At 39.3% G+C, this 22328-nt stretch carries 20 protein-coding genes; 7 read left to right on the top strand and 13 right to left on the bottom strand.

What is annotated here, in order from left to right:
- Positions 1 to 32: 32 nt before the first annotated feature.
- The 3 genes from ACSHXM_RS04235 to ACSHXM_RS04245 all read right to left on the bottom strand — a co-directional run bounded on the left by ACSHXM_RS04235 (position 33) and on the right by ACSHXM_RS04245 (position 3306).
- A complete protein-coding gene (locus tag ACSHXM_RS04235) occupies positions 33 to 1181 on the bottom strand; it encodes a lactonase family protein (protein WP_435687484.1) in 1149 nt (382 codons plus the stop codon).
- Between the two features lie 122 nt (positions 1182 to 1303).
- A complete protein-coding gene (locus tag ACSHXM_RS04240) occupies positions 1304 to 2080 on the bottom strand; it encodes a transglutaminase-like domain-containing protein (protein WP_435687485.1) in 777 nt (258 codons plus the stop codon).
- Positions 2077 to 3306, bottom strand: a complete 1230-nt coding sequence (locus ACSHXM_RS04245; protein ID WP_435687486.1) for a hypothetical protein — start codon at positions 3304 to 3306, stop codon at positions 2077 to 2079. Before ACSHXM_RS04245 ends, ACSHXM_RS04240 begins: the two co-directional genes overlap by 4 nt.
- 422 nt (positions 3307 to 3728) lie before the next feature.
- Between ACSHXM_RS04245 and ACSHXM_RS04250 the strand changes: the two genes are divergently transcribed.
- Positions 3729 to 4982 (top strand): Vgb family protein, encoded by a 1254-nt coding sequence (locus tag ACSHXM_RS04250; protein ID WP_435687487.1) that lies wholly within the window; start codon positions 3729 to 3731, stop codon positions 4980 to 4982.
- 47 nt (positions 4983 to 5029) lie between these two features.
- Here the strand turns inward: ACSHXM_RS04250 and ACSHXM_RS04255 are convergent, their stop codons facing one another.
- From ACSHXM_RS04255 to ACSHXM_RS04265, 3 genes are all read right to left on the bottom strand, one after another.
- Entirely contained in the window at positions 5030 to 5749 is a 720-nt protein-coding gene (locus ACSHXM_RS04255; RefSeq protein WP_435687488.1) for a GDSL-type esterase/lipase family protein, read from the bottom strand.
- A gap of 258 nt (positions 5750 to 6007) precedes the next feature.
- A complete protein-coding gene (locus ACSHXM_RS04260; RefSeq protein WP_435687489.1) occupies positions 6008 to 7807 on the bottom strand; it encodes a sodium:solute symporter family transporter in 1800 nt (599 codons plus the stop codon).
- Positions 7808 to 7971: 164 nt separating this feature from the next.
- Positions 7972 to 9360, bottom strand: coding sequence for an MATE family efflux transporter (locus tag ACSHXM_RS04265; protein WP_435687490.1), 1389 nt, complete (start codon positions 9358 to 9360; stop codon positions 7972 to 7974).
- Between the two features lie 110 nt (positions 9361 to 9470).
- Here ACSHXM_RS04265 and ACSHXM_RS04270 point away from each other — a divergent pair, with 110 nt between their 5' ends.
- Positions 9471 to 10268 (top strand): GntR family transcriptional regulator, encoded by a 798-nt coding sequence (locus ACSHXM_RS04270; RefSeq protein WP_435687492.1) that lies wholly within the window; start codon positions 9471 to 9473, stop codon positions 10266 to 10268.
- A 79-nt stretch (positions 10269 to 10347) separates the two neighbouring features.
- On the opposite strand, the gene ACSHXM_RS04275 is transcribed toward ACSHXM_RS04270, so the two are convergent.
- Positions 10348 to 11055 carry a ribonuclease activity regulator RraA gene (locus ACSHXM_RS04275; protein WP_435687493.1) on the bottom strand — a complete coding sequence of 236 codons (708 nt, stop codon included), beginning with the start codon at positions 11053 to 11055 and terminating at the stop codon, positions 10348 to 10350.
- A gap of 337 nt (positions 11056 to 11392) precedes the next feature.
- Here ACSHXM_RS04275 and ACSHXM_RS04280 point away from each other — a divergent pair, with 337 nt between their 5' ends.
- The 4 genes from ACSHXM_RS04280 (at position 11393) to ACSHXM_RS04295 (ending at position 15783) form a co-directional block, all read left to right on the top strand.
- On the top strand, positions 11393 to 12964 hold the full coding sequence (locus ACSHXM_RS04280) for an aldehyde dehydrogenase (NADP(+)) (protein ID WP_435687494.1): 1572 nt from the start codon (positions 11393 to 11395) through the stop codon (positions 12962 to 12964).
- 48 nt (positions 12965 to 13012) lie between these two features.
- The gene (manD, locus tag ACSHXM_RS04285; RefSeq protein ID WP_435687495.1) at positions 13013 to 14236 is read left to right on the top strand and encodes a D-mannonate dehydratase ManD; all 1224 of its coding nucleotides are present in this window, start codon (positions 13013 to 13015) and stop codon (positions 14234 to 14236) included.
- A 152-nt stretch (positions 14237 to 14388) separates the two neighbouring features.
- The gene (locus ACSHXM_RS04290; RefSeq protein WP_435687496.1) at positions 14389 to 14760 is read left to right on the top strand and encodes a PA2779 family protein; all 372 of its coding nucleotides are present in this window, start codon (positions 14389 to 14391) and stop codon (positions 14758 to 14760) included.
- Between the two features lie 165 nt (positions 14761 to 14925).
- Positions 14926 to 15783 (top strand): PA2778 family cysteine peptidase, encoded by an 858-nt coding sequence (locus tag ACSHXM_RS04295; protein WP_435687497.1) that lies wholly within the window; start codon positions 14926 to 14928, stop codon positions 15781 to 15783.
- Between the two features lie 54 nt (positions 15784 to 15837).
- Here ACSHXM_RS04295 and ACSHXM_RS04300 read toward each other — a convergent pair whose 3' ends face one another.
- From ACSHXM_RS04300 to ACSHXM_RS04310, 3 genes are read right to left on the bottom strand one after another with little or no spacing between them, the layout of a single operon-like run.
- Positions 15838 to 16632, bottom strand: a complete 795-nt coding sequence (locus ACSHXM_RS04300) for a phytanoyl-CoA dioxygenase family protein (RefSeq protein WP_435687498.1) — start codon at positions 16630 to 16632, stop codon at positions 15838 to 15840.
- A gap of 39 nt (positions 16633 to 16671) precedes the next feature.
- Positions 16672 to 17079 (bottom strand): hypothetical protein, encoded by a 408-nt coding sequence (locus ACSHXM_RS04305; RefSeq protein WP_435687499.1) that lies wholly within the window; start codon positions 17077 to 17079, stop codon positions 16672 to 16674.
- Positions 17080 to 17105: 26 nt separating this feature from the next.
- The gene (locus ACSHXM_RS04310) at positions 17106 to 17975 is read right to left on the bottom strand and encodes an alpha/beta hydrolase (protein ID WP_435687500.1); all 870 of its coding nucleotides are present in this window, start codon (positions 17973 to 17975) and stop codon (positions 17106 to 17108) included.
- Positions 17976 to 18163: 188 nt separating this feature from the next.
- Between ACSHXM_RS04310 and ACSHXM_RS04315 the strand changes: the two genes are divergently transcribed.
- The gene (locus tag ACSHXM_RS04315) at positions 18164 to 19972 is read left to right on the top strand and encodes a sensor domain-containing diguanylate cyclase (RefSeq protein WP_435687501.1); all 1809 of its coding nucleotides are present in this window, start codon (positions 18164 to 18166) and stop codon (positions 19970 to 19972) included.
- Between the two features lie 29 nt (positions 19973 to 20001).
- Here the strand turns inward: ACSHXM_RS04315 and ACSHXM_RS04320 are convergent, their stop codons facing one another.
- From ACSHXM_RS04320 to ACSHXM_RS04330, 3 genes are all read right to left on the bottom strand, one after another.
- Positions 20002 to 20394: an OsmC family protein gene (locus ACSHXM_RS04320; RefSeq protein ID WP_435687502.1), complete on the bottom strand. Its 393-nt coding sequence runs from the start codon at positions 20392 to 20394 to the stop codon at positions 20002 to 20004.
- 66 nt (positions 20395 to 20460) lie between these two features.
- A complete protein-coding gene (locus ACSHXM_RS04325; protein WP_435687503.1) occupies positions 20461 to 20673 on the bottom strand; it encodes an RNA-binding S4 domain-containing protein in 213 nt (70 codons plus the stop codon).
- 330 nt (positions 20674 to 21003) lie between these two features.
- Positions 21004 to 22290 (bottom strand): NADH:flavin oxidoreductase/NADH oxidase family protein, encoded by a 1287-nt coding sequence (locus tag ACSHXM_RS04330; RefSeq protein WP_435687504.1) that lies wholly within the window; start codon positions 22288 to 22290, stop codon positions 21004 to 21006.
- Between the last annotated feature and the right edge of the window lie 38 nt (positions 22291 to 22328).

The raw sequence follows: 22328 nt of genomic DNA on the forward strand, positions 1-22328 counted from the left end.
TTACCTTGTACTTTCTTGTACTTAAAGGGGAGCTAGTCTTTAAACAAAATACAAATCGGCTCTGGCACGTTTACCGTGTTACCCGTTTGGTACTGTAATAAACCATTGGTTTGATCAATGGCAAACACAGAGACAGTGTTGGAATGTTGCCCAGCAGCAAACAACCATTTTCCACTATTATCCATATTGATGTTTCGAGGGAAAGAACCACGAATAGATTCATGTTCTTGGAGTGCCAATTTTCCGCTCACTTCATTATTGTGATAAACACTTACAGAATCATGGCCTCGATTAGCCGAATAAACAAATAACCCATTAGGATGCACTAATATTTCAGACGCTGAATTAAACAGTTCTTGTCTTTTTAGTCCTTCATCTAAAGTTGGGGTAACGCTGATTAATTCAGCCGTGCCAGATTCTTTGTTATAGGCAAAAGAACTCACACTTAATGCAAATTCATTTAACAAATAGATGTAATCACCATTAGTTGAAAAACGCATATGACGTGGGCCACCACCTGGTACGGTATCAGCTCGGCTATGTTCTACTAATTTTGCTTCATCTGCCAAAACACGATAAATCATGATGGTATCCATACCTAAATCAGGAACAAAGGCAAACTGACTATCTGGTGAAAATCCAACCCAATGGGGGTGAGGACTATTTTGACGATTTAAATAAACTTTTGAGCCACCTTGATGGTCGATTAATTGGCTGCGCTTTTGAACGGCCCCCTTTTTTCCTAACGGAAATACCGCTACCGAACCACCACCATACTGAGCCGTTAACAAAAACTTACCCGATGAGTGGACCGCAATATGAGCACCGCCACCATCACCAATTTCTGTATAATTTATAAAGGTTAATCCGCCGTCTTTTACAGTTTTGTAAGCAGCTACAACAGGCTTTTTATTAATTGAAGCCACAGCATAAATAACGTCAAGTTTAGGATGTTTAGCTAAGAACCCCGGAGCTTTTATATCTGCCACTTTTTTAGGCTCAGACATTTTGCCTTTGGCATCGTCAAACTTAGCATGGTAAATACCATCACCTAATTTAGAGCCAGTACCAAAATAAACATCTTGCTCTGCCTTGGCCACCTGAATGAGACTTATCAAGCAGATAAAAACACATGCTTTAAAAGGATTAAAATTAATCTTTCGAAAAAACACTGCGGTCATTACTATTTCCTTTTTTATTATTTGTAAATTGTTAAACTCTGACTTTATGAGCGGAGGCATGGTAGCAGGTAAAGTGTCATCTCCCAATCACCAAATAATATTAACTAAGAACCACTAGCCAGTTAAAGGTCTGACATTAATTTTAATTTCTTTGGCATTAATTTTATTGCTTGCGCCATTCCCCAAGAAAATCCTGGACCTTCGTTATTCAACTCTGAAGCGGGTAAATAGAAATATTGTTCCACTTCAGAACTGTATAATGCTGCATCTAAAATGTGCCATTGGTTGTCTTTCCATACCTCAGTCCATGCATGACCAACAGCAGACACTTGCTGGTGTTCTTCATATATGACGGTTCCAAGAATTATTCGCGCTGGAATGTTTAATGCCCTGGCAAGGGTAGTTGTTAAAACAGCATACTCTGTGCAGTCTCCGCTGCGCTGATTGGCCACTACAGAAGCAATACTAAACCCATGAATATAGGTTGGGTCTTCAATATAGGTATTAACATATTCTACTAGATGGTCTAATTTCCACGATTTCGCAATCTCGCCCACAAACCCATCGATAAATTTTTGAGTACTATCTTCTTCAATATCAATAACAAAACTATGTTGTAGATAATCAGACTTAACACTACCTTTAAATTTAGGCTGGGCGTGCATAACGATCGTTAACACTTCTTTATCGCTTTTTTTGGCTGCAATGTCGCTCCAGTTTATTAACCCTTGTTCAACATCATTCACATGAGAAGATGAAAACTCCAAGCGAATTTGAGCGTTTAATGGAAAAGTAACATTTTCTTCTAACTCAATAGGAATAGAGGCAAGTGAGGGTATTTCTTGAGCAAAACAAACTGTTGCCTGAGTCAATACCCAAACTAATAAGAACGCCCTCATTGTAATCTCGGTAGCCCTTTAACAAAGACAGATTTCATTTGTATCTCTAGTGCGCCTTGCTGCACAACCCCACGTTTTAAAACTCCATTTTTATCAGACAAAGATTTTAATTTAAGCGGGCCCATATCAAATTCAAGATTAGCCTTAGGATCGTTTTCAATTTTAGTCATTACCACCTTAATGGCAGACGTAGGGTCAGCTTCTGGAAGCCACATATGAAACTCTTTAGATTTATCTTGCGACTCAAGTAAACTTTTACTGTCGATGTAATAACCGTAGTCACTCTGCAACCAAGTATCATGAATTAACGTTTTAGTGACCGCTTTTCCTTGCAGCTCTCCTTCAACATGCCATTTTCCCTCTTTCGAACTAATAGAGAAATTTGACGACATCACTCCATTTTCGATTGTATATTTTGTGCCGTTAATCAATGAACCGTCTGCTCTGCCCCATGAAGTTGAAGCGTCATCGCTACGTGACACAGAGCTGGCGTCAACCGGAACTAACATAGCCGAGGTTTGTTTAATACTTATGTCTCCCTCCGCGTCTACTACATATTGTTCTCTAGCGAAGCCAATGGGCATTTCATTCAGTGTCATTTGATAAACAACTTCAAAAAATTCTGGTTTTTCCTCATTCACGAGAAAAGCCTTCACAAAAGATTCAAACACTCTAAAAAAAGCCTTGGAGTAGCCTGTTTCATTGTGCAAACACATTTGTAAACTATCACTCGTTTGGGCTGAAACGGCTTTAATAATGCCAGATATTTTTTCGTCACCTTCTCCAAGTGTATAAAGAGTATCAAGCAACATGTAAGGAGTATTTTCGATAACACCACCATCAATGGCATAATTGAACTTACCTGAAAGGGACTTTTTATTTAGAGTCTCCACTCCAGATAAACTGTAATCTACGACGGAATAGAGAGAATTGGATGTGCCGTCAAATTCACTAAAAACGTAACACTCCACTGGAGAAGCAGTCCCTATATCGACTTGATAATACCAAGTACCTTCTTCATCGGAAATTAGTTTGGCATCACCCAACATTTCACTATTTACATTAAAAGGTTTAATTTTAATTTTGCTTGTTTGCTCAATTTCAATTGAACGCTGAACAGAGTCTTTAAACCACTGTGGAAAATCATCTATATTGACAAGATTTTTAGCAAAAACGTTAGAATTAAGAATGAGAGGCAATGCGAAAATAATACTTTTGAACTTCATGAAGTTTCGATCCTTGAACATAATAATTTTTACGAAAAGATTATTGTTTTAATAACCAATGGCTAGAATACACATGTGTCATAAATTTTCCCATAAAAATATTATTTGATGTACGTAAGCGATTAACGCAGTTGACCAGTTAGAGTTTTGGGTAGAAGGCCCCACTAAAGATAGTCCTAAAGACTGGAATGATGTCACTTTGTCAAGAATGAGCAGTAGGCTTGTAACTGTAACAGACAGATATAAGCTGATTTATACTATGCCTAATAATTCAGCGGAGTAATTTGGCCAGGTGTCACTAAGCCATTGAATTACAATGTTATAATCTCACTTAGTCGATACTTCTTATCCAGTACTCAGGTTAACTAAAATTTGCTACCATCAAGACAGCACTTTTACTCTTCTTGGTAGAGAATTTTCCTATGCGTTGCCTTAAATTTTATTCGGTTGTCTTAATAATTGCCTGTGGTGTGTTGTCTGGCAATGTTTTTGCTCAACAATCAGCCACTCAATTAAAACCTGATCATAAAAATATGGAAGGTAAACAGTTAGTTGAACAAGTGTGTGTAAGTTGTCATGGGTTAAACCAAATTAGCCGAAGTTCTGGCTACGACTTTGCTGGTTGGAAATCATTAACCCGAACCATGCTAGATTTGTCGTCTCAACCTGACATCGAACAGAAAATAATGAGCTATCTAGCAGCTAATTATCCCGTCAATATTCGACGCGTGCCAACGCTAATCGCTGGTGATGTAAAAGTAAGCTTTACACAGTGGCAAACCCCTACACTAGGCCAAAGATCCCGTGATCCGGTTGAAGCTGCAGACGGAAGTATTTGGTGGGCAGGGCAAAGAAAAAACTTAATTGGCCGTATCGACCCCAAAACAGGTGAAATGCGTGAGTATGTTTTACCTGCTAATTCTATGCCTCATTCCGTGACAGTAGGCCCTAACCAAAATATTTGGTACACAGGTAATAAAAATGGCTCGATTGGAAAAGTCGACCCTGTATCTGGCGATGTCACAGTATTTAATATGCCAGATAAAAATGCTAGAGATCCTCATACAGCAGTATTTGATGCCAAAGGAATACTCTGGTTTACCGCTCAACACAGTAACTTTATAGGCCGATTAGATCCCACTACTGGCATGGTTAAGTTGGTAACCTTGCCCAGAGCCAAATCCAAACCTTACGGGATCAAAATAGATGCGAATGGGTTTCCTTGGGTGGCATGTAACGGTAACAACTGTTTAATCAAAGTTAACCCAAATACTATGCAGTTAACTGAAATAATTTTACCCAATTCAGCCACTAGAGTGCGCCGTTTAGACATAGCGAACGACGGCAGCATTTGGTACGTTAATTCCTCACAAGGAAAACTTGGGCGCTATACACCTAAAACTGGTGACATCAAAGAATGGCCATCGCCCAGTGGTTCAAAGTCTCACCCATATGCGATTGCGGTTGTGAACGATATTGTATGGTACAACGAGTCTGGCATGCGCCCTGACCCATTAGTACGATTTGATCCTAAAACTGAAACCTTTCAAAGTTGGCCAATCCCTTCAGGCAGTGTGTTTGCTGGTATTATTCGACACATGCGCCCCGCCCTAAATGGTGATTTACTTATCCATCAAAGTAGTACTAATAGAATCATACGAGTAAAGATCCATTAAAACGAATGAGCCTAAAGGTGGTTTAATGAACACTAAATTAAATGATATTACTGCATTAACGCAGAAACTTTAGGCTCAATCGCTTCAGCCCAGACTTTATACTGATCTTTATTTGGGTGCAGTAAATCCTTCATCACTGCTGGGCTTAAATTCCCTTTTTCATCCAAAAAGACAAAATTGATATCCAGATAATGAATACGTTTACCGTCATGGTAGTTTTTGATGATCTGATTCACCTTAGTGTTAATCTGACGTAATGGATCGTCCTCAGTAGCGCCACGAGGGAAAACAGCCAATAACAATATCTTAGTATTGGGCAGCTTAGTCTCTAAAAGATCCAAGATATGTTGAATACCCAATGCGGTATCTTCCGGTTTGTCTTGTCTGTGCCCAGTATTATTTGTGCCTATCATCAACACCAATAATTTGGGATCAATGCCATCAACTGCACCATGTTGTAAGCGCCATAAAACGTGCTCAGTTCTGTCACCACTAAAACCAATGTTGAGTGCATTAAGTGGGGCATATCTTTGTTGCCAAACCTCTTTACCCTTTTTATCCCACGCATGGGTAATGGAATCACCTAAAAACACCAAATCAACTTGCTTCATTTGCTCTTTGAGCTGTAACTTTTCTTGGTGACGTGGCTTCCACCATTTCACTGCCCACTCCGCCGTTTGCACATCAGGTTGAATTGACAGTGGTTTATTAGCTGATACCGCGCAGGTAGCCCAAAATAAACTAATGACCAATATAATATTTTTCATATAACTTCCTATTATTTTTTACACAGTGTATTGCCAATACATTCCAATTTGTTAGCAAACATTTGTATCACTTTGTATTAAAAATAACGAAATTAATTTGCTGACTAAAATATAAAGCGCCGCTGATTTTAGTCAACGATATAAATTATAAAAATAAGAAGAAAAACAGATCTAATTGGAATACTAAAGCCATAGGTTAAGCTTTGAATATACGACGTTTTATTGAGCACCTTTTTCAAGGCACTCAATAATTGAATACTATGATTTAACAGACAAGTCACTGCCGTCATCAATGTCATCATTATCATCATCATGGTCTGGCAAAGCGACTTCTGTTGCAGAAAACAACATAAAACCAACTGCAAAAACAAAGGCTCCGCAAATTAAGAAGACCAACCTACCCCACAATGGATTAGGCAATGCCATCATTGCCATGACTAAAATACCAGCAATAGCGATCATTCTTCCTAACAAAATACGTTGACGATTATCCAAGTGAACATGGCTGCCTTTTTCTTTCACTAAGGGGGTATTGATATTAGTAAAGAAGCGCTCAACCGACTCTTCTCGTTTTTCTGGTAACCCCTTATAAAACAAGGTGGTTAAACAGAAGAAGCCTCCGGTAATTACAATGTGACTAATTAAGCTAATAGACACCACTAAGTCAGTCCACTCCCTTTTAGTTAGCTCGTTTGTTAATCCCAACAATTGTTCTACATGTGCAGGCTGTAATACCACAGCAATCACATAAGACACACAGGCCCCAACTAAAAACGTGGCCCAAGCTGCCCAGTCTGGTGTTTTTCGTACGAAGAAACCTAAAAAGCTGGGTAACATTTGAGGGAAGCCCAAAAGTGCACTCATATAAAGCATGGCGTCGAATAAACTTAATTCTTTTAAAGAGTTTAAAAACAGTGCTAAGCCTATGATCAAGGTGCCAAAAGCAATGGTAGCAATACGCGATACCAGCATAAGTTTCTTTTCAGAAATATTAGGTGCAATAATTGGTTGAACAAAATTTTTGACAAAAATACCGGCATTACGGTTTAAACCTGAATCAATTGAGCTCATTGTCGCGGCAAACATAGCTGCGATCAGCAGGCCAATCATACCCGCTGGCATGTATATTTTAACAAAGGCAAGATAAGCAGCTTCTGAGTATTTAGCTCCTAACTCAGGGTACATGGCCGCTAAGTCAACGCCTGAACTTGCCATAAACCACGAAGGAATAAACCAAATAATAGGTCCAAGGGTCATCAAAATGCAGGCTAACAATGCGCCTTTTCGTGCGTGTTCAGAGTCTTTTGCGGTGAGGTACCTGTACGAATATAAAATATTGTTGGTCAATCCAATTTGTTTCAAAAAGATACTAAATGCCCAAATATAGAAGATAGACATATAGTTAAGCTCTGTTCCCGAAACAAAATCCGTTGGAAAATTATCAACGATAGGCATGATGCCACCAGCTTGATAAATACCCACTGCGGCACAGGCGATGGTTACCGCCATAATCACTATCATTTGCATGAAATCTGATGCAATTACTGCCCAAGCCCCACCTGTGACAGACATGATTAGCACCACCAATCCTGTGGCAATAATGGTGGTTTCCATATCAAAATCGAAAATCGTTGAGGTAATAATCGCTAAGCCGTTCAAGGCGATACCTGCACTGATCAAAGTCGTAAACATATTGACCCAAGCAAAGATTTGCTCGTTCTTGTTGCCGAATCGCAAACGTAACGCTTCAACTACGGTCACAACCCGCATTTGCCTAAACCTAGGAGCAAAATACAAATAATTGAAAAAGAAGCCTATTGAATTACCAACAAAGATAAACGCGACTGCTAAGCCATCGGTATAAGCTTTTCCTGCTGCACCGGTAAAGGTCCAAGATGAAAATTGGGTCATAAAAGCAGAAGCACCGACCATCCACCACAGAACATTACCTCCACCTCGAAAGTAATCACTGGTATTGGTCGCTAGATTTCTAAATGCCCAACCAATAACAATTAGGAAGATAAAGTAAACAATGACTATTAATGTATTTAAATCCATAACCTACTCAAATTACCTTTTCGCGCTCACATACTTAAAAAAATACACGAACAAACTGAATGACTTTTTGACATAAGTATAACTTAGCTCAAATATAGCAAACAATAAAGTAATATATTAGACTGGTTATTGGTATTTTAGTTTTAGGCTTGTATAAGCACGTTTTAACTAGAGTTTTCTTTGAACTTCTTTACCTGAGACACGGGTAACTTGATATTTTTCAACATTAAATGAAAGGGGATCACTTTAATTAATTCTTCAATTGGTAATAATGCAAAGGCCCAAAAAACAGGTAACTCTAATACAAGCACAAACAGAGCACACAAGGGTAAAACCACCAACCACTGAGTAAAAAAATGCACATTGAGTACACCCACACTCTTACCTACCGCTCGTAACGAATTGCCGGCAATAGTGTTGTACGTTCTCACTAAAGGTAAACACACATAAAGCGGCATAATACTCGCCAGCGCCATAATTGTGGGGGGTTCAATGTTAGGATAGATAATGCTTAAGGATAGACTTAGACCATACAGGGCTAACGATACACAGCAGGCCATTAACATGCCGACCTTAATGCAACTATTGATGATAGGGTTAATTTCTCCATACTGCTGTTTACCCATGGCTTGGGTAATCGTAATGGCATTCGCCTGAGCCCAAGCAACAATGAATTGTGTGGCAATACGTAACCAAGGAAAAATTAATGTTATGGCCACATATGAATAAATATTTAACTGAGCAAACAACAACAGATAAATGGTATTGCCTATAGCCAACACTAGGTAATTAGTGGCAATGGGTAACACTTCTACAAAATGCGCTTTTAATCCATTCCAATCCTTCAGTTGTGTTTCATGTTGCCGAGATAATTGTTTCTGTTTTTTTAAGTACTTAGACAAATAAATGAGGCGAATAATAACGGCAAACAAACTACCAAAAGCCGCCCCTTCCAAGCCTAGCCCAGAGAATGAAAATTGTTCGTATCCAAATGCAGAACCATCAACACCAAAAATCAAACAATAACTGAGCACAATATTAATTGGCACTTCTAACAGATAACTATGTAAAGCGGTTTTGGTATTACCTTGTCCGTTTAATAAAGCGGTAATGGTTTGCGTAATGGCATTAACCAGCAATATGTACTGGCTAATACTCAGATAATTTTGTACTTGGTCAGCAAGTATTGCGTCATCGGTTAACAGCGAGACGAGATAATTTCCAGACAGTGAAAGAGTTAAAATAAACGCTAAGGTCGCAACTATATTAATCGTCAGACCATAATAAAAGCAGCGTACTAGTTTGCTTTGGTCATTAGCGCCATAAGCTTTTCCCATTGCCAATTGACTACCATTCGCCAAAGCCAGCTGCAGGCCTAAAAAGAAACTAAGAATGGTGCCTGCAATGCCCATTGCAGCAAGAGATATTTCACCTAGGGGCGACACGAGCAAAGTATCGATAATGATCATGGCCTGAGTCAGTAATGCATTTACCGCCAAAGGCCAAGCTAATGACAAATTAACACGTAGATAAGAATTGGGCGTTTGACTCACAGGTATCCTTTATTCGGGCTTATATAATTTTTGCTTTAAGCGACTTTAACTTGCAATGCCGGTGACAATACAATCTAATATATCTATTACGCAACTAAAATACGAAACTAATGACAAAAATCGATTTTAAAGTACAAAGTATCGACCAAGTTATCTCTAGCGCTGATCTTGGCGATGAAGGCAGCTTAGTTGAACGTATTTATTTTGTACTTCGAGCACAAATCATTAACCTTACTTTGCCACCAGAAATGCCACTGGTAGAAAAAGAAATTGCAGCGATTTTTAACATCAGTAAAACTCCTGTAAGAGAAGCGTTAATACGTTTAGCCAACGACCGCCTTGTTACTATCGTTCCCAAAAGCGGCAGTTATGTAGCCGTCATTAGTATTGAGCGCTACTTAGAAGCCTGTTTCATTCGCGTGAGTCTTGAAGGAGGCTGCGTAAAACGCTTAGCTGAAAAAGGCTTAAGCATGACCGAACAAGTCACTTTGCGTTCTATTATCACCCAGCAACAACAAATCCTGGATGGTAACACTACAGATTACCAACCGTTTTTTATGGTCGATGAGTTACTTCACAAAACTTTCTTCGAATACGCCGGTCTTTCTGGAGCGTGGTCATTACTTAACAGTGCTAAAGCTGAAATTGATCGCGTCAGGCATTTGAAAAAAATGCTTGGCATTCACAGAAGTAAAGCAGTGATTGAAGAACATTCGAAAATCCTTCAAGCGATTATCGACCGCGAACCTGAACAAGCCGAAGCCGCCATGATTTATCATATTGGTGGGGTTGACGAAGAGATGGTTGCCATTTCTGAAAATCCGTTATTTCTGCAATCCATTGAGTCTTTCAACTTACTGTTAAATGCTCAGCGAAAAGGCCGCAATAAACGAAAATGGCAAGCTTAATCACTTGCCGTTTGCTTTCACTAAATGTGTTGATAAATATAAACAAAACTGCAGTTTTATAGCTGAGCCTCTCTACTAGTTATACATTTTCTTTGGCAACAATGGCGTCATAACGAGCACGCGTTTCATCACTCATTGGGTATAAACCTATTATGGGCTCGCCTGCATGAACTTGCTCAATAACCCATGCTTCATAACGCTCCATACTTTTTGCTTCTAGTGCAATCTCTTCAACCAACTCAGCTGGAATAACAATCACTCCATCACCGTCTCCTACTGCTATATCTCCAGGGAAAACAGCCACTCCTCCACACCCAATCGGTACGTTTAGGTCCAAAGCTTGATGTTTGGTTAAATTCGTTGGCGCCGATGGTTTTGCGCAAAACGAAGGCATATCTAAAGAAACGATTTCATCAGCATCTCGCAAACCGCCATCAGTCACAACACCTGCACAACCACGAATTTGAAGGCGTGTCGCAATAATAGAGCCCGCTGATGCCGCACTGGCATCTTGACGGCAGTCCATAACTAACACATGTCCTTCTGGGATCTGTTCTACCGCTACACGTTGCGGGTGATCAGGTTCACGAAATACGGTTAGTGGGTTTAAATCTTCACGAGCGGGGATATATCGCAGGGTAAAAGCGGGGCCAACCATTCTTTTGGCTTTCTCTCCAAGACGAGAAACACCTTGTATGAATTGGTTTCGTAAACCACGTTTATATAGCAATGTGGCAATTGACGCCGTACTGGTTTTGATAAGAATTTGTTTGATTTCAGAATTCATCTTGCGTTCCTATAAAGAGGTCTTAGTTCGTAAATTTATTAAATAATGCGTAACCATAGAGTGAACAATAATTCACCACCTACATTAAAATATATTACAAACAAAACTAATATACCAGTTTATCTTTTAAAAATATTATGTCCGAAGCACTAAACCTAGCTACGTAATTAGCACTAATAACAAATTGTAAACTACCTAATGAAACTGCTAAAGGCTTATAAATAGCCTACTATCGCGCAAGTGATAAATGAATAATGATACACCCACTTGTAATATATTAGATTTGCACTTAGTATATATTTAGTGCGATAAGTAACTTAAGAAAAGTGAAATAAATATGAACATTAATGGCGAAATGTTGATCGGTAACCAAAGGTTATCAGGTTCCAACTCTGCAATTTATGCAACCAACCCAGCAACCGGCGAACAAATAGAACCTGCATTTAATGGCAGTTCTAAAAAAGACGTTATTGAGGCCTGTAAATTGGCTGAAAGCATATTCGATACCTTCAGAAATATTGCTCTGGAGCAACGTGCGAACTTTTTAGAATGTATCGCCGATGAAATCTTGGCTCTAGGTGACACACTCGTGCAAAGAGCCATGGCAGAAAGTGGTCTCCCACAAATGCGTATTGAAGGAGAGCGCGGACGTACAATGGGCCAATTAAAGCTTTTCGCGAGCGTTGTTCGAGTAGGTAATTGGGTTGACGCACGCATTGATCCAGCTCTTCCTAATCGCACTCCGTTGCCAAGATCTGATATACGTTTACGCCATATTCCCTTAGGACCTGTTGCAATCTTCGGTGCAAGTAACTTTCCTTTAGCATTCTCCGTAGCAGGTGGTGATACTGCTTCGGCATTAGCCGCTGGTTGCCCGGTTGTAGTGAAAGCGCACTCTGCCCACCCCGGTACCAGTGAATTAGTCGGTAAAGCTATTATTAAAGCAGCAAATAAGTGCAACATGCCTGAAGGCGTTTTTTCCTTGTTATTTGCCAGTAGCAATGAAATTGGGACCGAACTCGTTGCTCACCCTGCAATTAAGGCAGTTGGCTTTACTGGATCCCGTGCCGGTGGTTTAGCTCTTATGAATATTGCTGCTAATCGTCCTGAACCGATTCCTGTTTATGCAGAAATGAGCAGCATAAACCCTGTATTCTTATTACCTAATGCATTAAAGAAAAACGCAACTAGCTTAGCCACTGGTTTTGTTGGCTCGTTAACATTAGGCGCCGGCCAATTTTGTACCAACCCAGGTTTAGTCATAGGTTTAGCCAGTGATGCCCTTGATCAATTTATTATACAAACCCAATCTGATGTAACGAATGCACCCGCCCAAACTATGCTGACAGAGGGTATCCATAAAGCCTACACATCTGGAACAAATCAACTCGAAACAAACCAACATGTCAGCTCTGTTGCTAACGGTATTCAATCCGATGAACCCAACCGCTGTCAGGCAAAAATATTTAAAGCTACTGCTGAAAGCTTTCTTGCCGACCCTGGTTTAACAGATGAAGTTTTCGGTTCTACGTCTTTAGTAATTAGCTGCCAATCTGAACAAGAAATGTTAAGTGTTGCTGAACATTTAGAAGGTCAATTAACCGCAACTATGCAGTTAGATGACGAAGATACTGAATTAGCACACAAGTTACTCCCAATACTCGAACGAAAAGCCGGTCGAGTCCTTTGCAATGGTTATCCCACAGGTGTTGAAGTTTGTCACGCCATGGTTCATGGCGGCCCATTTCCTGCGACCTCAGACAGTCGCACGACGTCAGTCGGCAGTGCAGCCATTTTGCGTTATTTACGTCCAGTCAGTTATCAGGATATGCCGGCAGCACTATTACCAAATGAGTTAAGAGATGATAACGAGCTAGGTTTAAACCGGTTGTTTGATGGCAAATACTAAGCCAGATCAAAGTCCTAACGTTACGTTATTTATAAGCGGAGAATCACATTGAAAATCACTAGTGCAGAAGTCTTTGTTGGCGGGCCCGGTAAAAATTATGTCACCTTAAAAATAATGACCGATCAAGGTATCTATGGTTTAGGTGATGCCACACTAAATAATAGAGAAACCTTACCTGCCAAATATTTACAAGATTATTTGATCCCTTGCCTTATTGGTAAAGATCCGCGAAACAGTGAAGATATTTGGAATTTTTTCTACCGCGGAGCTTATTTTCGCCGTGGCCCAATAGCAATGACAGCCATAGGTGCCATCGATATGGCCTTATGGGATATCAAAGGAAAAATAGCAGGCTTGCCGGTACATCAATTATTTGGCGGAAAAAGCCGCGAAGGCGCTATGGTATACGCCCATACAACGGGCGGTGATATTGAACAACTATTAGATTCTATTGCACATCACCAGGAGCAAGGTTACCAAGCAGTAAGAGTGCAATGTGGTATTCCTGGTATGCCTAAAGATGGATATGGCGTGGCGGGTGACGGTGAAGATGCAAATCACTTTATTACTCAATATGGAGAGTTACCCAAAGAAGAAATTTGGGATACAGATAAATACTTACGCTTTATGCCCACTGTTTTTGAAAAAATTCGAGAACGTTTCGGAAATGATTTAAAAGTACTGCATGATGTTCACCACAGGTTACTGCCCAGGGAAGCCGCAGCATTTGCTAAAGAGCTCGAACAATACAATCTGTATTGGCTCGAAGATCCGACGCCTGCCGAAGATCAATCCGCATTAAAATTAATTAGACAGCACTCAACGATCCCCATAGCCATTGGTGAGGTATTCAACTCACTGTGGGATTGTAAACAAATGATCCAAGATGAACTTATCGACTTCATCCGTATTTCTGCAACCTATGCTGGTGGCATAACCCATACCAAACGAATTGTGGATTTAGCTCACATCCACAATGTAAGAACGGGGTTTCATGGCGCTCCAAGTCACTCACCTATTTCAATGGCTGCTCAAGGACATTTAAATGCGTGGGCACCGAACTTTGGCATTCAGGAATATTTGGTACTAGGTACACCAGAATGCGATGCATTATTCCCTTCTGACCATCACTATAAAAATGGCATGTTCCATATAAGCGACGCGCCGGGATTAGGCGTAGATTTTGATGAGAATCAAGCACAACGTTATAGTTATGAACGCAGGTATCATCCAGTAGTTAGATTACAAGACGGTACCATGTGGAATTATTAAGGTTAAATTACCGCTCAAGTTTACGGCTATTACTCACTTATATTTTTAATTGCACAATAATGTGCATATATTTGTTATGGTGAACATAACATTTAACTTCGTAATTCTAGTTTAATGTTAATTAACAATGCTCAATTTTATTAAGGTCAGTTATGAAATTTATTAAAATATTAAGTCTAGCCACACTATTTTTATTGGTTAATTCTACCTTTGTGTCAGCGAAAGTGGTGTCATCTGAAAGTGTTATGCAAATTCAAAATACCACTTATCAAAAACATCAAATACTAAAGATGGTCGATACTGTAGAAGTCCAAGACAAACTGGTTAAGCTAGGAGTGAATAAAGTCGATGCCGTCAATCGAATTAATAATATGACACCAGAAGAAATTCAATCCCTAAACACACAGTTAAACGAAGCCCCAGCCGGTGGTATTGTAGGTACGGTAGTCACTGTTTTAGTAGTTGTTGCAGTGTTAGATTTAATGGGATTAACGGACGTATATCCATTTATTCGCCCTATTTAATTAAACCGCATTTATAAACCACAACAGAGTTAATGAGTGAAAAACTTTTTTAATGTCTTAAAAAGCGTTCTCATCGTTAGCTCTTTTTTCATTTTACATTCTTGTCAGTCTCTCCCTCAAACACAAAAATTACACTTATATCCACCACAAAACATTCCACCAGTAATGAGTATTAAAACACTGCCTTTTTATCCCCAAGAGCAGTTTTATTGTGGTCCAACAACCTTAGCTGAGGTATATAATTACTTCGGTAGAAATGTCACACCAGAGTCTGTTGCACCTAATATTTTTATACCTGACAGAGAAGGCAGTTTGCAATTAGAAATGGTTTCCACAACCCGTCAATTTGGCTTTGTTCCATACTCACAACGAGGGTCTCTAGAACAAGTTATTCGTTTAGTCTCTGCTGGCATCCCCGTCATCGTTTTACAGAATAACTCAATCCCATTGTTTCCTATGTGGCATTACGCAGTAGTAAAAGGATACAACTTAGCTAAATCACAACTGATACTGAATACCGGAGTGACGGAAAATCATAGTATGAGTTTTGAATTATTTGAACGCACCTGGCAACGCAGCGGATACTGGATGTTAGTGCCACTGCCAACAAACATGGCCAATTCCAACTTGGAGCCTCATATTTATATAAAAGCAGCCCACGACTTGATGGAAGTAGGCAAACACCAGATGGCAATAACCAGCTTAAAAAGTGCCATCACTCAATGGCCAGAAAAATGGTTAAGCTACTTCTTGCTAGGGAATTATTATTTAAAAAATAACCCTACTTTAGCGGTTGAATGGTTTTACAAAGGGGCTAAATACGGACAAAACCAACCAGATTATCTAAATAATTATAGTTACGCTTTGTCTAATGTAGGATGCCATCAAGCGGCTCTTAGGGTAATTGGTCAAGCGTTAACGTTAACCCCTGAAGATGCGAATATACAAGATACTTTTCAGCACATTCTTTCTGCTAAAAGCGCACCTAAGCCAGCGAGTATCGTATGTGAAAAATACAATTAATCCAAAACTTCGCCAAAAATAATTGAGAGTTAAACAAAATATATCTAGCGAAAACTAACCTGAGTTTTGCGCTAAAGACTTCAATCGCAGAATATTATTGAACAAGCTTGGGTCTGTAATTTGACTAAGCATTTCGGCATTGGGCAAACAGTCGTCATCCACGTAATCAACAAAGTCTCCTGATGGATCGAATACTAAAATATCCCAGGCTAATCTATCCATACCGTATAATCCGCGGTGGATCATATCTGCAGAAAAGACTAACAAATCCCCTGCTGCTAATGGTATTTTTTCCCCTAGAGACAGATCGTCACAACTCAATTTACCTTTTTCTTCTTGACGAACATTATGTTCTTCTTGGTTATCCCAGCGTTTGTGAGTGCCAGGCACCAGTTCCATGCCTAATTCATCAAATAAAGGTACCCTCAGGTGCACGACTTGGGTTTCTTTAATCGCTTTTTTTTGTCCTTCAAGGTCATGATCATATTGACAATCTCGGTGCCAAAAATCTTTCTGCTCAGGACGAACTGGATTAAAGAACAGCTGAGTATTCATGAATGCAGGAGACTTGGGAATTAATGCGTGAACCACCTTCATCATTTTAGCTGAACTAATAAAGTTAAATAACTTCACCCTATCTTCGCTTTTTAGAAACTCACTACCGGTAATTAACGAGGAGTTAAAGGCTTCTTCTTGGTAAAAAGTGAGATTGGCCTGCTTCCACCCTTGATGAAATTTTAAAATGGTCTGTCGAAGCAGTGACAATTCACCTTTTTCGAAATAATTTCGAACAACAAAATAACCTTGTTCCTCATATTGCCCTGCCCACTGACTTGTTTGGTTTAGCACAATTGAACCAACTTTCGCTTTCTGCCAGACACGAAAAAACTATTGCACATGTAGCTCACCCGTTTCGTCATTTATAAAACCATGGCAAATGTAACCGACTAATAACCGGGGTTTTTTATTAAGATACAAAAAGTGTTCATAACCCACTGAGAAAGCGAATGGATTAGCATTGTAATCGGCATATGACTGATCTCGGCCAAGACGAGCTTCGTTTACTCCAGAAGAGAATCCACTTAAAAAATCATCTCGGTTGTTCATTATTAAACAAATTAAACCATCGTCGTTGGCAACTAGCTCAAACACTCCTTCACTAATAAACTTATTAACGAGTGTTGAATTAAAATAGCCAGTGTATTGCTCTGTTTCTGGGTCATAAGTCACTGGGGTTGAATCTATTTGAGCTTCCATGAGGGATGAAAAAAGCTCACGTATTTTTTTTGATATCACTTACTACTCTTTATCTTTAAAAGGGATTATTGACGGACAGGCATTGTATCTTTGAACCAATTAACAGTATGTTTTAACACTTGTTCAACATAAGGAGCGTCGGCAGTCAGGGAATGATAAATATGATCGGCACCATTGATCAATATAAATTCTTCTGGAGTCGCATTCGCATGTTTAAAAATGATTGATTCTTGGGGCTCGAGATAATCGTCACTGCCGCGAATAGATAATAATGCACCATTATATTGTGTTAACCCATGGAAAATATCGTGGCCTAACATGCCTTCAATATGTTCACGAGTTAGGGTTAATTCAGTCCATAATTTTAATTTGGCTTGTCCTTTATCCATGGCCTTTTTCACGACGTCTTTAGGCAGCGAATCAACCAATTCTGAAGGGTTCCCCGCACTCGACCATAAAACCATACTATCAATTTTAGTTGGATTATTACTTGTTAAAGCTAAAGCAGTGGCGCCGCCTAAACTAAACCCTACCAATGCGATGGGAGTGTCAGGATACATTTTTTGTAAGTAGTTAAACCCAACCTGTGCATCTGCTAAACGAGAACTAAAAGAACTAGTGAGTCTGAAATTAGTTTTAACACCTTCACTTTCACCTCTGACATTAATTCGCAGAGAGGCGTAACCATCAACGGCTAACCTATTAGCTAGGTGTAAATACATATCTCCGACTTCATTCATTTGACTAGCCCATCCATGGATCATTAACACCGCGGCTTTGGGCTTATCAATTGTTTTACCTACTTGTGCATCGTTGTGAATAGCTGATAGATCACCGTCAAGCAATATGTTTTTTTCACTGCCAAATGCTGAGTTGGCCATAAGGAACAATAATAAATATGTCGCTTTAAAATTAACCCTATTAACTCTATTCATAACGCCTCTTTTCTGATTAAAAAACTTTTGATTCTGAGAATAAAGTTAACCAGTAACTTTATTCTTTGTAAAAGCACGATCAATCACATCTCGCATAATTTTAACAAACTTGATCCTCGCCGAGTATATGTTTTACCCATGAAACACAGGTATCGATTGACTTATAATTAACTGCTATAATTAATGCAATGAATAAAAACACTCTTCTACCGTTGCAATTTGTTGCTGAGTTACATCAAGAAATGTCTTTAATACCACGATTAAATTTGAAGTCATCACGCTTCATCTCAACTTTACTCTTTATTATTTTTAGCTTTAACCTGAATGCCTCACCTGTCGTTATACCAGAATTTCATGGAGGAACGGTTGGCAAAAGTGTTGAGTATTTTCAAGAAACTGACAAAAAACTATCGCTGACTGATGCTCAAAAACGTTTCAATAGTTCAACCACAAAGACTGGGGCAAGTGATTCTATATCTTTGGGTATTGGTGTTAACCCAGTTTGGTTGAAGTTCACTGTGTTGAATAACAAAACCAACCTACAGAAATACCGCTTGTCCATTGAAACTCCCTGGTTAGATTATATCGATACTTGGTTATTAAACGATAAAAATATTCTTCAACATATTGAAGGGGGTGATGGTTATCCCTTCGAAGAAAGACCCATGGCGTATAAATTCTATGCTTTTGAATATGATTTTTCTCCCGGAGTTACCGAAATCTATATACGTGTTGAATCTAAAGGGCCTATGGCGATACCGATTGCCTTCAACTCACAAGATAATGCGATAAAAAGGGACATTTCAGCAAGTTATCAGTACGGTTTTTTGTACGGAATTATGCTTGCCCTCGCCCTATATAACCTCGTTTTGTACATTTTTATCAAGCAACCTGAATATGGCCTTTACAGTGTTTACCTAATAGGTTTTGTTTTAAATAGTTTGTCATATACAGGGCAATTGCACGCAGTTATCACTTACGACTTCGGTGTCTATTTCCAAGATTGGTTAGATATATTTTTAATGATAACGTACAGCATCGCGGGGCTGCACTTCGCGAGAATACTCTTACAAACTAAAAGTTATGCGCCTAAATTAGACAAGTTTGTTGTGAGTACAACTCTATTGATTCCAATAGGCATGTTGATAGGTTTTATATTTGACCAGCTATTTTTTGCCATGGTCTTGGCTTTCTTGCTTAACACCAGTTTCGTAATCTTACATGTTGTTATGGGTGTTCGTGCCTTTGGTGCCAATAGACCCTTTGCCTTAATATTTATACTGTCGTCAGTCACTGCCGCACTATGTATTACCATTTCTACATTAGCAGTGGCTGGATTTATCGTGCCTTATAACGATTATACATTCAAAGCCATCGAGGTAGGCATGGCCTTTGAAGCTATCTTGCTCTCCGTCATATTGGCGAGACAGTTTCGTTTAGCCCAACTCGATAAACTTGTTGCAGAAAATTACGCCCACACAGATGTGTTAACTCAATTAAATAACCGTCGAGGTTTTCAAAACTTAAGCCGTCCTATTTGGCAAAACATCATTCGAGAAAAACGAGACGCTTCGGTGATCCTGATTGATGTCGATTATTTTAAAGCCTTTAACGATAAATATGGCCACAATATTGGAGACAAAATTTTAGTAGAAATAGCCGTTTGTATTGCTAAATCCTGTAGAAAAGGGGATATATCTGCAAGATGGGGAGGAGAAGAGTTTATCGTATTTTTACCTGAAACCACCCAAGATAAAGCCATCATACATGCTGAGCGTATTAGAAAAGAAATCGAATCTTTAGAGTTACAAATAAGCCATGAACGACTAATGGTTACCGCTAGCTTGGGAGTAGCAGGTTCAACCAAAGGCATTTTTGAAACTGAAAAAAATAACTCGCAGTCATTTGAGGCTATGATAAATAAAGCAGATAAAGCCTTATATGTAGCCAAAGATAAAGGTAAAAACCAAGTTCTTACCTTTAGCGATTTTAACTAACCTAAGTTTCGTTTAATTAAATTAATATATTATTCAGCAATGGATATTTCAAATTCAGGCATGGCTTGAATAACCTTTTTTACAGTACAAGTATTAGCAGAAGCGAGTAAGGCTTTTTTATACTTTTGAGGGAAGTTCTCCGGCAAAGTCACCTTAAGACTAAAACGTTTTTGATACTTGTCATCACCCACATTGGTATTGTCTTGAGTGACAACAATACCTTGTGTACTGATATCTCTTTGCTCACAAAACTTACGAATATAAAAAGCGGCACACAAAGGCATACTTGCCAAAAAATAATCAAAGGGTTCAGGGTGGGACTCATCACCACCAGCAGTGATGCTTTGATCACTCACAATTTTGTGTTTACCAAAACTAGCTTCTAGTTTTTGACCTTCTAGTAAATTGACTTCTATTTTCATTTCTAATCCTATGGTAAAACGCTTTAACACAAATAATGACTAAAATATAACACGAGCCTAAAAGCATTATTTTAATACGACTTTAAATTGTTGATCTTCAAATTCGATTACGTCACCCGACATGACCTTTTTGCGGCGACGAGTTTCCACTGCACCATTAACTAAAACGCGGCTGTCATCAATGACGGCCTTGGCCTCTCCGCCACTCGATACCAAGGCTTCTAATTTTAGTAACTGGTATAACGCAATGGGCTGTTCATATATTTCAATATTTTTCATAGTCACTGTTTTTTATTGGAGATATGTATATCTGTATTTTAATAGAAGTTATGACTAAACTTAACTAGGGGCTGTTGATCTTTGCTATATATATTTTGTTCTAATTAAAAGCTTTGTAATCGAGGCGCAGCTTTGAAGGCCTAATGGATTAAGTCGAGAAGCTGCAACAAAGAGTAAAAAGCTTTTAAGATGAATCCGTAGGACAGCGTTTACGCGGCATTTTTACTGCTTCAGCACTCATTCATGTAGAACAACTACACCACAATCGTGCTTCGTTGTATAAATACCGCGTAACTCGCTGCAAAAACATACAGAAAAGATCAACAGCCCCTAGGCTCGGCGTTGTTTAAAAGCACTTAAACCAGCACTCAACATGGTTTTTAACACAACACCCAAGGCACTTAAATTAGCTTTAGCGTCTTTACCTTTTGCTAAGCGCCACATTTGATGTTCGTACCAAACGAGTCCCACCATGCCCAATTTATCTAGCGCTGGTTTGCCAGTAGTCGGTACCGTTAGAGGCATACTATGCTGGTTATCAGCAACCAGTTTATTTGGAAACTCAGGATCAATGGCCATCGTTCTAGCAATACCTATAAAATCCGTAGCACCGCTTTGCAAGGCCTGGTTCATAGCTGTTCCGCTACGAAAACCTCCTGTAACTACTAAGGGAGTGCTCACTAACTTACGCACCTTTTCCATGTAATCAAGAAAGTACGCTTCACGTTTTAAGGTGCTCTCTTTTTTAGGTTCGTCAGGGCTTTTCTTTTTAGCCTTATCACCCATCATAGATGGACTTTCGTAGGTACCACCGGATATTTCAATTAAATCTATGCCTGCCTGACTAAGAGATTGCACCACAAGCATAGAGTCTTCTTCGGTGAATCCGCCTTTCATAAAATCAGCACTATTTAGCTTTATGCCAATAGGAAATGCTTCCCCCACTTGTTCACGAATAGCCTGATAAACCGACAATACAAATCGCATTCTATTATCTAAGCTACCACCCCATTTATCATCACGCTGATTATGCCGAGGTGATAAAAATTGGCTGACTAAATATCCATGAGCCCCATGAATTTGTACACCAGAGAATCCAGCCTCTTTTGCCAATCTAGCACTGGTTGCAAATTTATTCACAATGTCAGAAATTTCAGCCTCGGTTAAAGCTCTAGGCGTATTAAAACCTTTATCTAAACCACGACCGAGAGAAATAGCTGACGGCGCAACGGGCTCCTTACTTAAGAAGTTGGGGATTTGTTTACCTGGATGATTAAGCTGCATCCATAGTTGAGTAGCGTTTTGGGTACCAGCCGCTGCCCATTTAGCAAACTCGGTTAAATCGCTTTGCTCATCAAGCACCACATTTTTGGGTTCGCCTAAAGCAGTGCGATCAATCATCACGTTTCCAGTCACCGCAATACCCACTCCACCTTTGGCCCAACGTGCATACAAGGTGCTCAAACCTGCAGAAGGGTTATATGCTTTTGTGCCTAATTGCTCACTCATAGCTGATTTGAATAATCGATTTTTCACCCCTTTGCCATTAGCTAATGTGAAAGGAGTGCCTAAATTATCAGTATCCGAAGAATTGCCTGAAGCTGCATTTACGACCATAAAGTGATGCCTTTTATAATGTCTACGACTAAATTTTT

It is taken from the genome of Paraglaciecola sp. (assembly GCF_051252315.1).
In the GTDB taxonomy this organism is placed as follows: Bacteria; Pseudomonadota; Gammaproteobacteria; order Enterobacterales; family Alteromonadaceae; genus Paraglaciecola.